Source organism: Bradyrhizobium sp. 4, assembly GCF_023100905.1.
GTDB lineage: Bacteria > Pseudomonadota > Alphaproteobacteria > Rhizobiales > Xanthobacteraceae > Bradyrhizobium.
In genome coordinates, this window is the sequence record NZ_CP064686.1 from 4,433,686 (window position 1) to 4,447,978 (window position 14,293).

At 61.8% G+C, this 14,293-nt stretch carries 13 protein-coding genes; 9 read left to right on the forward strand and 4 right to left on the reverse strand.

Going from position 1 to position 14,293, the window contains the following annotated elements; all coding sequences use genetic code 11:
• Window positions 1-18 precede the first annotated feature (18 nt).
• From IVB45_RS20790 to IVB45_RS20800, 3 genes are all read right to left on the reverse strand, one after another.
• Window positions 19-1,452, reverse strand: coding sequence for a basic amino acid/polyamine antiporter (locus tag IVB45_RS20790; protein ID WP_247356200.1), 1,434 nt, complete (start codon window positions 1,450-1,452; stop codon window positions 19-21).
• A gap of 167 nt (window positions 1,453-1,619) precedes the next feature.
• A complete protein-coding gene (locus tag IVB45_RS20795; RefSeq protein WP_247356199.1) occupies window positions 1,620-4,733 on the reverse strand; it encodes an efflux RND transporter permease subunit in 3,114 nt (1,037 codons plus the stop codon).
• Entirely contained in the window at window positions 4,730-5,839 is a 1,110-nt protein-coding gene (locus tag IVB45_RS20800; RefSeq protein WP_247356198.1) for an efflux RND transporter periplasmic adaptor subunit, read from the reverse strand. Before IVB45_RS20800 ends, IVB45_RS20795 begins: the two co-directional genes overlap by 4 nt.
• 384 nt (window positions 5,840-6,223) lie before the next feature.
• Between IVB45_RS20800 and IVB45_RS20805 the strand changes: the two genes are divergently transcribed.
• The 8 genes from IVB45_RS20805 to IVB45_RS20840 all read left to right on the forward strand — a co-directional run bounded on the left by IVB45_RS20805 (window position 6,224) and on the right by IVB45_RS20840 (window position 11,522).
• A complete protein-coding gene (locus IVB45_RS20805; protein ID WP_247356387.1) occupies window positions 6,224-6,418 on the forward strand; it encodes a DUF3551 domain-containing protein in 195 nt (64 codons plus the stop codon).
• Window positions 6,419-6,552: 134 nt separating this feature from the next.
• Window positions 6,553-7,206 carry a Na+/H+ antiporter subunit E gene (locus IVB45_RS20810; RefSeq protein ID WP_247356197.1) on the forward strand — a complete coding sequence of 218 codons (654 nt, stop codon included), beginning with the start codon at window positions 6,553-6,555 and terminating at the stop codon, window positions 7,204-7,206.
• Window positions 7,199-7,489: a monovalent cation/H+ antiporter complex subunit F gene (locus tag IVB45_RS20815; RefSeq protein ID WP_247356195.1), complete on the forward strand. Its 291-nt coding sequence runs from the start codon at window positions 7,199-7,201 to the stop codon at window positions 7,487-7,489. Before IVB45_RS20810 ends, IVB45_RS20815 begins: the two co-directional genes overlap by 8 nt.
• Window positions 7,486-7,776: a monovalent cation/H(+) antiporter subunit G gene (locus IVB45_RS20820; protein WP_247356193.1), complete on the forward strand. Its 291-nt coding sequence runs from the start codon at window positions 7,486-7,488 to the stop codon at window positions 7,774-7,776. The genes IVB45_RS20815 and IVB45_RS20820 overlap by 4 nt, the downstream gene beginning before the upstream one ends.
• Window positions 7,773-8,714, forward strand: coding sequence for a hydrogenase subunit MbhD domain-containing protein (locus IVB45_RS20825; protein ID WP_247356192.1), 942 nt, complete (start codon window positions 7,773-7,775; stop codon window positions 8,712-8,714). The genes IVB45_RS20820 and IVB45_RS20825 overlap by 4 nt, the downstream gene beginning before the upstream one ends.
• Window positions 8,714-9,055 (forward strand): NADH-quinone oxidoreductase subunit K, encoded by a 342-nt coding sequence (locus IVB45_RS20830; RefSeq protein ID WP_247356385.1) that lies wholly within the window; start codon window positions 8,714-8,716, stop codon window positions 9,053-9,055. The genes IVB45_RS20825 and IVB45_RS20830 overlap by 1 nt, the downstream gene beginning before the upstream one ends.
• Complete coding sequence (locus IVB45_RS20835; RefSeq protein WP_247356191.1) at window positions 9,055-10,827, forward strand: proton-conducting transporter membrane subunit; 1,773 nt, start codon at window positions 9,055-9,057, stop codon at window positions 10,825-10,827. The genes IVB45_RS20830 and IVB45_RS20835 overlap by 1 nt, the downstream gene beginning before the upstream one ends.
• 191 nt (window positions 10,828-11,018) lie before the next feature.
• Window positions 11,019-11,522, forward strand: a complete 504-nt coding sequence (locus tag IVB45_RS20840) for a DUF1269 domain-containing protein (RefSeq protein WP_247356190.1) — start codon at window positions 11,019-11,021, stop codon at window positions 11,520-11,522.
• A gap of 5 nt (window positions 11,523-11,527) precedes the next feature.
• On the opposite strand, the gene IVB45_RS20845 is transcribed toward IVB45_RS20840, so the two are convergent.
• On the reverse strand, window positions 11,528-12,238 hold the full coding sequence (locus IVB45_RS20845) for a Bax inhibitor-1/YccA family protein (protein ID WP_247356189.1): 711 nt from the start codon (window positions 12,236-12,238) through the stop codon (window positions 11,528-11,530).
• 601 nt (window positions 12,239-12,839) lie between these two features.
• Here IVB45_RS20845 and IVB45_RS20850 point away from each other — a divergent pair.
• Window positions 12,840-14,279, forward strand: a complete 1,440-nt coding sequence (locus tag IVB45_RS20850) for a basic amino acid/polyamine antiporter (protein ID WP_247356383.1) — start codon at window positions 12,840-12,842, stop codon at window positions 14,277-14,279.
• Window positions 14,280-14,293: the final 14 nt, after the last annotated feature.

Below are 14,293 nucleotides of genomic sequence, written 5' to 3' on the forward strand. Positions count from 1 at the left end.
GATCCTTTCGTACCGGGGCTAGATGCTGATGTAGCCGGTGGCGAGGCCATGGATACCGACGACGCATCCGATCACCGCTACCGCGAACAAGACCCACTCGGCCGGCGTGAACAGTTGTTTGCCCTGCTCATTCCGCGTGATGTAGTACAGGATGGTGCCGGGTGCGTAGATGATGAAGCCGAGCAGCAGGAATTTGGTCCCGCCGGCGAACAATAGGAATATCGTGTAGATCGTCGCCAAAACCGCGATGATGGTATCCTTGCGGAGGTCGCGTGAATCCTTCTCGTAGGTTTCCCTGCGATAGACCAGCATCAACGCGAACGCAGCGGACAAGAAATAGGGAATCAACGAAAGATGACTACATAGCGACAGCGCGAACGTGAAGGCGTCGTCGGAGAACAGCGTCGCGACGAGCACCGCCTGAATCAGCAGCGTGGTCATCAGCAGCGCCGCCGATGGCACTTGATTAACGTTCTCTCGCGCCAGGAAGGTGGGCATATCCCGCTTCTTCGCTGCAACGGAAAGCACCTCGGCAGCCATCATCGTCCACGCCAGATAGGCTCCAAGAACCGAGACAATTACGCCGGCACCAATGAAAACCGCACCCCATTGCCCGACCGCAGCCTCGAGCACGCCACCGACGGAGGGCTGACGAAGCTGCGCGATCTCCGCGCGTGGCAGGACGCCGTAAGCGAGTATCGACACCGATGCAAACAGCGCCAGCACTCCAAGGAATCCCGTGACGGTGGCGACACCCACGTCTTCGCGCTTCTCCGCGAACCGCGAATAGTTGCTGGCCCCCTCGATCCCTAAGAATACGAAGACGGTCACCAGCATCGTCGCCTTGACCTGCTCGAACAGGTTGCCGTAGTCACCCGCGGTGCCGCCCCACAGGTTGTCTGCGAACACCGATGGCTTGAGGAAGAAGATTGATAACACCACGAACAACAACAGCGGGATGATCTTGGCGACCGTGACGATCGCGTTGATTCCGGCTGCTTCCTTCACGCCGCGCAGCACCAGAAAATGGAACGCCCATATACCGACCGAGGAGATGAGCACCGCGGGCAACGTATTGCCCTGCCCCAGAACCGGAAAGAACGCGCCGAGCGTCGACTTGATCAGGATCCAGTACGAGACGTTGCCGACGCAGGCGCTGGCCCAATAGCCGAACGCGGAAAAGAAGCCGACGTAGGGCCCAAACCCCGCCCGCGCGTATGCGTAGACACCGGCATCCAGATCGGGCTTGCGGTTGGCCAAGGTCTGGAAGACGAAACACAGCATGAGCATCCCCGCTCCGGCGATGGCCCAAGCGATGAGCGCCCCGTAGATGCCGGTCGCCTGCGCGAAGTTGCGCGGTATCGAGAACACGCCGGCGCCGACCATGCCGCCCACCACCATGGCGGTCAGGGTCCGCAGCGGCAGCCTCTGGACGTCCGTTTTTGTGCTCATGGAGGCGTCCCAATCCTATGCATTTATCCACGACGAACGACGCGCGACGCCCGACGGGACACGATTTTTGCGTCGCACATGGCAACCACCAGGCGGTCGGTGCGAACGGCGACTGGAATAGCTTCTCCGATCATCACAGACGCACGACGGCCGGCACATCAGGTTGACTACCTAGCCGAAGGTGAGGATTCCCCTATCCGGCTTTGCTTTCCCGATTCCGGAGTCTTGCTCAGCGCCGGGTCGATTGCCGAGTCGGTCGCGCCGAACCAGGCAACATAAATCGTCGGCAAGAAGACGAGGGTGAGAACCGTCGCAACCAGCAAGCCACCCATGATGGCGAATGCCATCGGTCCCCAAAACACTGTCGGCGCAATCGGAATCATCCCAAGGACAGTCGATATCGCTGTCAACATGATCGGCCGGAACCGGGAGCTGCTAGCGTCTACCGCGGCTTCCCAAGGCGACTTGCCGATCGCGCGCTCCGCGTCGATCTGACCGATCAGAATGACCGCGTTCTTGCTGATCATACCCAAGAGCGCAAGGACACCCAGGATGGCAACGAAGCCGAGCGGCCTCCCGGAAAGCATCAGCGCGGCGACGACCCCGATCAGTCCGAGCGGCGCCACGCTGAGGACCATGAACAGCCTCGGGAAGCTCTGGAGCTGGACCATGAGGACCGTAAACATGACGAACAGCATCACTGGAACGACCGCCAGCACGGATGCCTGCGACTTTTGGCTCTCCTCTACCGTGCCGCCGACGACCACTCTGTACGATGGCGGAAGGGTCTTCTGGAACTTCTCGATGGCCGGCAACAGCGAGGCGACAACGCCTTCCGGCAATTTGTCACCGTCGATGGCAGCCTGGACCGTCAGAGTCGGAACGCGGTCCCGACGCCAGACGAGCGGGAATTCCTGGTCATATTCGAAGGAAGCAAATTGACTGAGAGGAACGGTCTGTCCGCCGCCCAGCGCTACTTGCAGGTTGCGCAGACTGTCCAGCGAGACCCTCTGCTCGTCAGTCGCGCGCGCCACCACGTTGACGAGATAGATATCATCGCGGACCTGAGTGACAGGCGTGCCCGTGATGACGGCGTTCAAAACGGTCGCAATCGCCTGTGAGCTCAGACCGAGTTGCCGCGCCTCGTTCTGGTCCACGCGAATACGGACCTGCCGGTCGGGCTGCATCCAATCGAAATTCGTTTGCTTGGTGTCCGGACTGGACGCGACGATCTGCCCGACCTGAAGCGCGATCTCGCGCACCCGTTCGACGTCTGGCCCGCTGACCCGGTACTGAATCGGCCAACCGACCGGCGGCCCGAGCTCGAGCGGCGAGACGAACGCGATCGCCTTGGGGAATTCTTCGGCCAGCGTTTTTTCTAGCTTCACATGCAGGCGATCCCGAGCGGCGACGTCCTTCGCGATCACCACGATCTGCGTGAAGAAATCGTTCGGGAGCTGGACGTTGAGGGGCAAGTAGAAGCGGATGGCGCCCCGTCCGACATAAGTGCTCCACCGAGCCACGTCGGGGTCGGTCGCAAGCGCCGCATCCAGGCGCTTCGCCGCTGCTTCGCTCGCGTAGATCGAAGCGTTCTGCGGCAGGCTGATATCGACCAGCAGCTCCGGACGATCCGATGACGGAAAAAACTGCCGCGGGATCAGCGGCATTGCAAGGACCGACGCGACGAAGAGCGCCAGGGAAATTGCGATCGTGAGCCATTTCGCGCGCATCGCCAAGGTCAGAAAATGCCGGTATATCCGGAAAATCCTGCCCGGGTCCGCCGACTTGCCCCGCTCGGGCGGGACAAGGATGGCGGCGCCCAATAGCGGCGTGAAAATGACCGCGACCATCCAGGACACCAGCAGCGCGATGGTGACGACCGCGAAGAGCGAGAACGTGTATTCTCCAGCGGAGCTCGCCGCAAAGCCGACAGGAATGAAGCCCGCGATGGTCACCAGCGTGCCAGCGAGCATCGCCATCGCATGGGTCCGGTAGGCGAAAGTAGCCGCCTCGATCTTGCTCGCACCTTCCGCCAATTTGGTCAGGGTCGCGTCCGTCGTGGTCATGGCATCGTCGACCAGCAGCGCGAGCGCTATGATCAGGGCACCGAGCGATATACGCTGCATATCGATGCTGAGCAGTCCCATGATCGGCATAACGATAGCCAGCGTCAACGGTATCGCCAGCGCGATGATCAGGCCCGGACGCACGCCCAGGCTGATGAAACTGACGACCATGATGATGGCGACGGCCTGCAGCAGCGAAACCATGAATTCTCGAATTGCGTGGTTGACCACGACGGGCTGGTCCGCGACCAGGCTGGGCTCGATGCCTATCGGGAGTCCCGCGGTAATCTGCGCCATCGCCTTGGTGATGTTCGCACCCAGCGCAAGAATATCCCCGCCATCTCTCATGGCGATTGCGAGTCCTATGGCCGGCTTTCCATTGACTCGAAACATCGGGTGGGGCGGGTCTGTGTAACCGCGACGCACCCGCGCGATGTCGCTCAGGCGGAGCATGCGCCCGCCCGCGGAAAAATTGATGCCGGCGATGTCCTGCTCGGACTGAAAGCCGCCGGACACTCGTAGCGAGATACTCTCGGCGCTCGTCTGTACCGTTCCGGCCGGGCGGACGATGTTTTGCGACTGAAGGGCCGCAATAAGGGCGGACCGATCGACTCCGAGTGCCGCGAGCTCCTTAGTGGAGAACTCGACGAAGATCGCTTCGTCCTGCTCGCCAAGGAGCTCGATTTTCGACACGTCGGGAACCATCAGCAACTTTGAGCGGATCTCCTCGACTTGGTCACGCAGCTCGCGCTGGGTAAAACCGTCGCTCGTGAAGCCGTAGATGATCCCGAAAGTATCGCCGAATTCGTCGTTGAACCCCGGACCGATGACTCCGGCGGGCAGCGTATGGCGCATGTCACCGATCGACTTGCGCACGTGGTACCAAGTGTCCGTGACCTCTCTCGCGCTGGCACTACCTTTTAGATTTACGAATACGGTCGAGACACCTGCCCTCGTGAAGCTGCGAAGGAAGTCGAGATGCGGTGTTTCCTGCAGGCGACGTTCGAGGCGCTCCGTCACCTGCTTCATCGTCTCCTCTACGGAGGCCCCCGGCCAAGCGGCTTGAACGACCATCGTCTTGATGATGAAGGCCGGATCTTCGTTCCGACCCAGGCGGAAATAGAACAGACCGCCCGCGACCACCGCAATGATCATCATGTAGACGACGAGCGAGCGGTGTTTCAGCGCCCAATCGGAAAGATTGACCCCACTCATTGCTCTGATCCGAGAACCCGGACCTTCTGGCCAGGATGAAGTGCCTGCACCCCCGCGGTGACAATGACCTCGCCGGTATCCAGTCCTTGCGCAATCACCGCTTGGGCTTCATCGAACCGCAGAACGTCCACATTGCGCACCGAGACCGTACCGAGGGTGGGGTCGACGATCCACACCGCGGGACGTTGGTTCATCCTCGTCAGGGCGGAGGCCGGTATATCGATCATCGGCCCTGCGCTCGTGCTCACCCGCCCCACGACCGTCGCCCCAAGGCGCATCGCCGCCGGAGGATCGGTCAGGCCGACCCTGACCTCGAAGGTCCGAGTCACGGCACTGGCTTGCGCCGCAACCTCGCGCACGCGCCCCTTGGCGTTAATCGCCGGATCATCCGCAAGGCTGACATCGACCTCCGGCTCGGCTGAAGCTGACCGGACCAACTGGGAAGGCACGTCGAAGACAGCATCGCGACCATCTTGACGCGCGATTCTCGCGATCATCTGTCCCGCCTGCACCACTTCGCCAGCTCCCGGGCCGGTCGCAGTAATCACCCCGGGCGCGTCGGCCTTCAGTTCCGTGAACCCGACCAAGTCATGCGCGGAACTGAGTGCCGCTTCGGCGGCATCGACCTGCGATCGGGCCGTTTGCTGCGCTTGGGTCGCGGCATCGTAATTGACACGTGTGGTCCAACCCTGCGCCAGCAACGTCTCCTGACGATCAAAGTGATTGCGCGCCTGCGTCAATTGTCCCTGGGCCGCGGCGAGAGCCGCCTGCGCCTGGCGCAGCGCATTCAGCTCGTTCTGGGACTCCAATCGCGCTAGAACCTGGCCGGCCTTGACCCGGTCGCCGACCTTGCTGTCATTGCTCAAAAGCCGCCCGGATATCCGGAACGCAACATTGACTTCATCTTCTGCTTCGATCCGCCCGGAGAACGTCAGGGGTGTGGTGATCTTGCGCTTTTCAACGGTCGCTGTGCGCACAATTCGTGGCGTCGGCGGGTCATCCGCTGCGGTCTCTCTTCCGCAGCCTGCCAGCACTGGCGAGAGCGCCGCCACGAGCGCAAAAGTAATGACGTGCCGAGGTGTGGAATGGCTGCCGCGCGTGGACATGAGCTCTTCGTTCCGGAAGTGAGTGTCGCCGAGTAGAGCGGCCTTCACGAGGTCGCGGTGTCCCGGTCTCGCCGGCGGCATTTTCGGCTAAGGGGTCCGCCGCAAACATCGGGAAATCTACCTGTTCATCCGGATGTAATCATGTGCGCGAGCATTCGTGCCTTGGGAGATTCCCGACAACCCGGTCAGGCAATCACCCGATATCGCCTGTTCGACTGGCGACACATGATGGGATTGTCAGGTGAAGCAGTAGCACCCTGCAATAGAGCCGTCCGCTACTCGTACTTCGCATGACCGGCAAGTAGCCGGGCTGATGCGAAACCGACTTGAACGATGACGCTTGAACGTGCCTCAAACCGCCGGATCAGGAGAATTCAAATGCGAATGTTTATCCTAGCCACAGCCGCAATTCTGGGAACGTTGGCGATTCTGCCAACGGCTACTCCGGCCAACGCGGCTGGATCATGGTGTTCGAAGAAACAGGGCATGACGCACTGTGGTTACTCAACTGAGGAGCAATGCCGGGCATCCAGGAGCGGACGAGGCGGAAGCTGCTTCCGGCGCCAGGCGTCACGCTAGTCTTGCGCGGGCTGCGCGGCACGATTGCGAAATCTCATCCAAGAAGGTGGCGCCGGACGAACGACTCGGCGGCACCTTCTGAACCATTCTGGATGACGATGTACCGCTACTCGCGGTCACGCCGAAGGCCGAAGATGGATCTCAAACTGCAGATCCCCAATGCGACGCTGCCGTCTGGGTCCGTCCTCATCAAACAGGCCGAGCCGGTCCCTCCGGACGCCCCGAAGCTCGGCAATGCCATGCGACGCCGATCGAGGGCTTCGAGCATGAGCGAATACTCGGGAAGACCAGACGAGCCGGCGCGAAACGCCTCCAGGGGCCGATGGTCGAGCGCGGCTTTGCGAGCGGCCGGGTTCGGCTGCCTCTGGCTGGTGCTCGCGGGCGCTCAGGTCGGAGACATTCCCGCGGCAGTAGCCGCAGTTGTCGCAGCGACCTGGACAAGCCTTTACTTTCTGGAGCCGAGCAGCGCGCGGCGTTCTCTTCCCGCCGTTGCCCGCCTGGTTCTGCTTTTCCTGTATCACTCGGTCGTAGCTGGGTTGGACGTTGCTGGCCGCGCGTTGAATCCGCGTTTGCCGCTTCATCCGGGCTTTCTAGCCTATCCGACCCAGCTATCCCGTGGCGTACGGCAGAACGTGTTCACGACGCTCACGAGCCTGTTGCCCGGGACGGTGCCAGCCGGAGAGGAGAGCGGCCATATCATCTATCACTGTCTCGACATCACTCAGCCGGTCCTCGCCGATCTCGCCGCCGAGGAAGCGGCGCTGGTCCGGGCGCTCTACAATGACTGAGTTCCTGACCGCAGCAGTCGGCCTGATCCTGGCGCTGCTGGCGCTCGGCCTGGTGTCGATCTTGCGCGGCCCCACGGACGCGGAACGCATGATGGCCGCGCAATTGATCGGCACCGGGGGCATTGCCGTGCTGCTGCTGCTCGGCACTGTGACAGGCGTTCCCGCGTCGGTCGACGTGGCATTGATTCTGGCGCTGCTCGCCACTTTCGCGTCCATCGCATTCGTCAAGAAGGGGCTGTCCCGCCTCAACAGCGACGGGGCCGTTTCAACGGAGGACAAGTGAACCTCGTACGAGACATCGTGACGATTGCGTGCGTGTCGGCGGGCGTGTTCTTCTTCTTGGCTGGCACGGTCGGCCTCCTTCGGTTTCCCGACACTCTGACCCGGCTGCACGCCCTGACCAAAGCCGACAATCTCGGCCTGGGCTTCGTCGTGCTCGGGCTGCTTCCCCAAGCAGGAAACCTGCGGGAAGGGTTGAAGTTGATCAGCATCTGGGTGTTCGCGCTTCTTGCTGGCGCCACGGTGTCGCAATTGATCGCACGTACGGTACGTCGGAGCGGTGCCAGATGAGCATCGCAACGGCCTTCGAGATCGTCCTCGCCGCCGTGGTGCTGGGTCTCGCCACATGGACCATCGCTGTCCGCGAGACCTATCCTGCAACGGTGGGATTTGTCGCCTACGGACTCCTGGTTGCGCTGATCTGGGTTCGCCTCGACGCGGTCGATGTCGCACTGACCGAGGCCGCGATCGGCGGAGGTCTGGGCGGAGTCGTTCTGTTGGGGGCGGCTGCCCGATTGCGCGATGCCGAGGCGGTTGCGTCTGAACGACCCGTCCAGGTCGTTCGTCTGAGCGCGGCCATATTGTGTTCCTTGACCGCGGCGGCGCTGGGCATCGCAATCCTGCTTCTGCCTGATCCGGCCCCCTCCCTTGCGCTGGCCGTCGTCTCGAATGCCGGCGCAACCGGACTGGCTAACCCTGTCACTAACGTGCTCATGGCGTTCCGCGGGATGGACACCATGCTCGAGAAGGTCGTGCTCCTGCTGGCCATCGTTGGCGTCTGGTCGCTTGCATCGGACAGGGCTTGGGGTGGCCGTCCGGGACCTCGGCACGAAGCCGATCCAGATGGCGTGCTCGCCTTCCTCGCCCGACTGCTGCCCCCCGCCGGCATTGTCGTTGGCGTCTACATGTTGTGGACAGGGGCCGATCACCCCGGCGGAGCATTCCAGGGCGGCGCTGTTCTCGCGTCGATGTGGCTGCTGGCGATCATGGCCGGAATGACGGACACACCACCAGTGAGCAGCCGAGGGCTGCGGGTTGTCCTGACGGCCGGGCCCGGCCTGTTTCTTCTCGTCGGCCTTGGGGGATTGTTTTTCGCGTCGGCGTTCCTGGCCTTTCCGGATGAGTTCGCAAAGCCCCTGATACTCGGCATCGAGATCGCGATGATTTCGACAATCGCGGCGACTCTCGCCCTGTTGCTCGCAGGCCCACCGGAAAGGAGTCCACGATGATGAGCAGCGCAACAGTGTTTGGAATGTGTGCCGCCGCGTTGATTGGGCTTGGGCTTTACGGCCTGATTACGAACCCGCAACCGCTCCGCAAGATCCTCGCATTCAACCTGATCGGCAGCGGCGTGTTTCTTCTGTTCGGCATCGTCGGACGCAGGGGCGCTGGGGCGAGCGTTGGCAACGACCCGGTGCCACAGGCACTGGTGATCACGGGCGTCGTGGTCGCCTTTTCCGCAACTGCCCTGGCGATCGCCTTGTTGCTCCGGTTGTTCGACACCGCGGGCTCCACTACGCTCGGCAATCCCGCACCGACGTGCCTGCACTCCGATTCACCCGGTGACTGATGCTGCCCTCTGCCCCCGCACCGGCAACGACCGCGTCTGGCTTCTTGCTGGTGCTGTCAATCGTCGTACCCGTCGCGGCCGTGCTGCTTGCGTTCGCTCTCGGCGACCGCCGCGTCCGGCAAGTCGCCTTTGCCGTCGTACCGATCGGGTCGGCAATCGTCGTAGCAGTCGGCCTGGCCTTGCCGGCAGGCGACGGCGTCCTCGTCTATCTGCTCGGCGCATGGCCAGCCCCCCTGGGCGTGGCGCTGCGCGCGGACGGTTTCTCGGTCGTGATGCTCGCCACGACGGCAATCGTGATCTGCGCAGTTGCCCTCTTTGCTGCGACAGAGTTTCGTCCTTCGGCAGCGGACGCGCGCGCGCCCTTCGCATTCTGGGTTCTGTTGCTGGCGATCTGGGCGGCGCTGAACACGATCTTCGTGGGCAGCGATCTCTTTACGCTCTATGTGGCGCTGGAATTGCTAACATTCGCCGCCGTGCCGCTGGTCTCCCTCAGGGGCGGGGCAGAAACGCTTCAGGCTGCGTTGCGCTATCTTCTCTTCGCATTGCTTGGTTCGATCCTCTACCTGATGGGTACGGCCCTGCTCTATGGCGTGTACGGCACGCTGGATATCGAACTGCTGTCTCGGCGCCTTTCTGGAGGGGTCGTCACGCTCCTCGCGGCGGCATTGATGACGACCGGCCTTCTCGCCAAGACCGCGCTCTTTCCGCTGCATCTCTGGCTACCACCCGCTCACGCTGGCGCGCCGGCCGCAGCGAGCGCGATCCTGTCCGGCCTGGTCGTGAAGGGTTCGTTCTTCATCCTCCTCCGGCTTTGGTTCAACGTTCTGCCGGACCTGCCCGGGTATGCCGCCGCACAATTTCTCGCAGCGTTGGGAGCCGGCGCGATTCTGGTCGGAAGCATCGTGGCCTTGCGGCAGGAGCGCCTCAAGCTCCTCGTGGCATATTCGACACTGGCTCAAATCGGATATCTCTTCCTGATGTTTCCGCTCGCCCTCGACAGCTCGGGCCGGCTCGAGAGCGGACAGGCCCTAGCAGGCGGGGTGCTTCAGGCGGCCTCCCACGCCACAGCCAAGGCGGCCATGTTCCTGGCAGTCGGTTCGATCTATGTCGGGCTGGGTCATGACCGCATCACCGGGATACGGGGCGTCGCCCGAGCCCTGCCCTTGAGCGTCACGGCCTTCGGATTAGGCGGCATCGCACTGATGGGCGTTCAGCCGAGCGGAGCGTCGCTTGCGAAGGAGCTCTTGCTTGAGGAAACGGCGAGGACGGGACAGTGGTGGTGGGCCGTCGTGCTCCACACTGGCGGAATGTTTACGACCGCGTATGTTCTGGTCGTCCTCTCGCATGCGCTTGCGCGTCCAGATCAATCCATCGTCCTTGTCCGCACTCCACGCCGCAGCAGCGGTCTGACGGCGCTTGCCTTGGCGCTCTGTTCGCTTCTGCTTGGACTCGTGCCTTGGGATACCTTTCTGCCGATCCCACCTGGTGCGGCATCGAACCTGTTCGGATTCGGCGGGCTCGTCAAACTGGGCGTAACGATGCTCGGAGGTGGGGCGCTCGTCATCCTGCTCAGTCCATGGCCCCGTCCCGGCGGCCTTTCGGCGGGCTGGAAGACGCTGATGAGCATCATCGGTCCGTTCCGGCGCGTCTGTCTTGGATTTGGCAGCCTCGTTGAATGGGGCGACGACGTTCTCCGACAATGGTCGAGCGCCGGCATATCCCTCCTGCTTTGCACATTGCTGCTCGCCGCGTTGATGTTCGGCGCCAATTAGACCAGGGCCGGGTCAGGCGGCACGATCAAAGGAACTCGCTGCGAGGCAAGGTCCGGGACATTCTCCCCGCGCCTGAGGGTTTTCTCGGATGCCGCGCCGGCAGCTCGCCGCTTATTCTCGACCTCGCACCGTGCGGTGGGCATCGGTCTTCCCCCGGACGGTGCCCCAGTTGAAACTCTCAGGAGGTCTCCATGTCTGATTTGGTTGCCATCGTGTACCCGAACGAAGCAAAGGCTGAAGACGTCCGGCAACGGCTGCTCAAATTGCAAAAAGAGTATCTGATCAGCATCAGCGACGCCGTCATTGCAGTGAAGACCGATGCCGGGACTGTGAAGCTCAACCAGCTCGTCAATACAACCGCGACCGGCGCGATCTCCGGAAGCTTTTGGGGGCTCCTGATCGGAGTACTCTTTCTCAACCCGATCATCGGCGTGGCACTCGGTGCGGCCTCAGGCGCGCTGGGAGGTGCTTTGTCGGATTTCGGCATCAACGACTCGTTCGTGAAGGAGCTCTCGGCTTCGCTCTCTCCCGGCAACGCTGCCCTCTTCGTTCTGATCAAGAACATGACCGCCGACAAGGTGCTCAACGAGATCAAGGACGCTGGCGGGGTCGTGCTGAAAACGTCTCTCGACGAGACCAAGGAGAAGATCCTGCGCGACGCGCTCGCCAGCACAGCGGAGCGACCGGCGGCCTGAGCCGCCTAGCGTCGCCCGCCCATCAGCCGCAAGAGCATCATGAATAGATTAATGAAGTTGAGATAGAGCGACAGCGCCGCGACCACCGACTTGCGGCCTGTCGCTGTCTCGTCGTCCCTAATGTCGTACATCGCCTTGATCCGTTGCGTATCGTAGGCGGTGAGGCCCGCAAACACTCCGACGCCGACGATCGAAATCAACCATTCGAGGCCTGTCGATCTCATGAAGAGGTTGACGACGCTGGCGATGACGACGCCGATCAGGCCCATGAACAGGAAGCTGCCCATCCCGGACAGATCGCGCCTGGTGGTGTAGCCGAAGACACTAAGTGCCCCAAACATTGCGGCTGCGATGAAGAAGACGCGCGTGATCGAAGCGCTGGTGTAAACGTGCAGGAGCGTTGACAGCGAGACGCCAACCAAAGCGGCATACACGAAGAACAGCAGCCGTGCCGTTCCCGCCGACAGTGTATTGATGCGCGCTCCGATGAAAAACACCAACCCCAGCGGGGCCAGGATGAAAACCCACATTAGCGGGCTCTGAAGCAGTGCAGGGCCCGTGAGCTGATAGGTCAACCATGCCGCGACGGCCGTGAGACCTACACCTGCGGCCATGTAGTTGTAGATGCGCAGCATGTACGTGCGCAATCCAGCGTCCATCGCGATCGAGCCGCCAACGGCTTCCGATATGGTCGCATTAGGATCATAGTTTGACATGGCTTCCTCCTCGCGTCTGATCGCCGAAACAAGCCAAGCTACTGGTCCGGCACTGTCGGGAACATCGGATGATCACCCTACTGCTGGGGGATACACTACCTATCTCGATGGCCGCCGGCCCGCAGTTTTGTCGAAACGGGAAGCGCCCATCCCGCGCTCCTCATCCCTTTTGTCTAGATTCTTACACGTTTGTCACTGGAAGCAGGCGCCGCGCCAGCTTACTCGGTCTGGAATGCGCTACTTCTTTCACATCGTCGACAAATACGGCCTCTCCCCGGACGGGACAGGACATGAGCACGCGGACCAGGACGCAGCCGTCCTGCATGCCAGGTGTATTGCGGCAGAACTCGCAAAGGCTGGGGAGTTCTTCCGCGAAAGCCTGATACTGGTCGCTGCCGCGCCGGGATCGGCGGACACGGCAGTTCCAAACTGATGTCAACGCGGCGGTACGCTCGTCCGCAGATTCCATGCCTTCTCTTCTACAGAGAATCCCGGATGTCCGGAGGTGAGCGTCGGTTCTAAGGTCGGGGCAAAGGGGCCGCCTATCTCGCTCGAGTCCGACGGCGCGCCACTCCATCTCCGGCGGAAAGCCATTCTCGTCATGGCTCCTTCATCGAAAGAAGTCGACACCAAGCTTTCGCGAAGTGCGCTCGTCGCGCTTGTGGTCGGATCGATGGTTGGCTCCGGCATCTTCGCGCTGCCCGCATCTTTCGGACGTGCCACGGGCGTCCTCGGAACGTTGATCGCTTGGGTCATCGCGGGCTCCGGCATGCTGATGCTCGCCCTTGTTTTTCAGACACTCTCCCGCCGCAAGCCGGATTTGGACGCCGGCATCTACGCTTACGCCAAGGCCGGGTTCGGAGAATACGTCGGATTTGCTTCGGCAGCCGGCTACTGGATTGGATGCTGCATCGCGGACGTGGCCTGTCTCATTCTGATCAAGGCGACGATCGGCCAATTTTTCCCGGTCTTTGGCGACGGCACGACCCTCGTAGCCATCGCATCGGCATCCGTCCTGCTGTGGAGCGTCCATTTTCTGGTGCTGCGAGGCATCAAAGAGGCCGCTACCCTCAATGCGATTGCGACTTACGCCAAAATCATTCCCATCCTGCTTTTCATCGCCGTAGCGTTCATCGTTCTCGATCCCGACCTGATCTCGCGGAATTTCTGGGGGACCGAACAGCCGGGCGTGGCCGCGGTTTCCTCACAGGTTCGAAGCACGATGCTGCTCACCGTATTCGTCTTCGTCGGGATCGAGGGCGCCAGTGTGTACTCGCGTTACGCCCGTGATCGCTCCGACATCGGGTTCGCGACGGTCACCGGCTTCCTGTCCGTTCTCTGCCTTCTCGTACTCGTGACGCTATTGTCCTATGGGGTGCTTCCACAGCAGGAGCTCGCGGCTCTGTCGACACCGTCGATGGCCGGTGTGATGGAAGCGATGGTCGGACGGTGGGGCACGATCTTCATCAGCGTGGCGCTGCTGGTCTCGATCCTGGGCAATTACCTGTCGTGGTCGCTGCTTGCGGCCGAGGTGCTGCATTCCGCAGCCATCAACCGCACCATGCCCTCCTTCCTCGCAGTTGTGAACAAACACAAAGTTCCTGTCGGAGCACTGTGGCTCACCAATTGCGTCATCCAGGCCTTCGTTCTTGTTACATGGTTCGCAGAGTATGCGTTCACGCTCGCTTTGAAGATGACAAGCGCGATGACGCTGATCCCCTATTTTCTGGTGGCCGCCTACGGCCTCAAGCTGGCGTATCTCGGCGACTCCTACCATTCCAGGGAACGCGCCCGCACAGTCGATGGGATCCGCTCGGCCTTTGCGACGCTCTACGCAATCGGCATGATTTACGCGGGTGGTCCAACGTTTCTTTTGCTGTCATCGATACTCTACGCGCCGGGAACGATTTTGTTCGTTCTGGCTAAGCGCGAGCGCAAGGAAACCGTCTTCAAGCCTTTAGAGGCGATCATCTTTACTGCGCTCGCGCTCGCCGCTTGTACCGGCGTCTATGCACTGGCGACCGGAGCCATCTCGATCTGAAGTCTTGGTCAAGT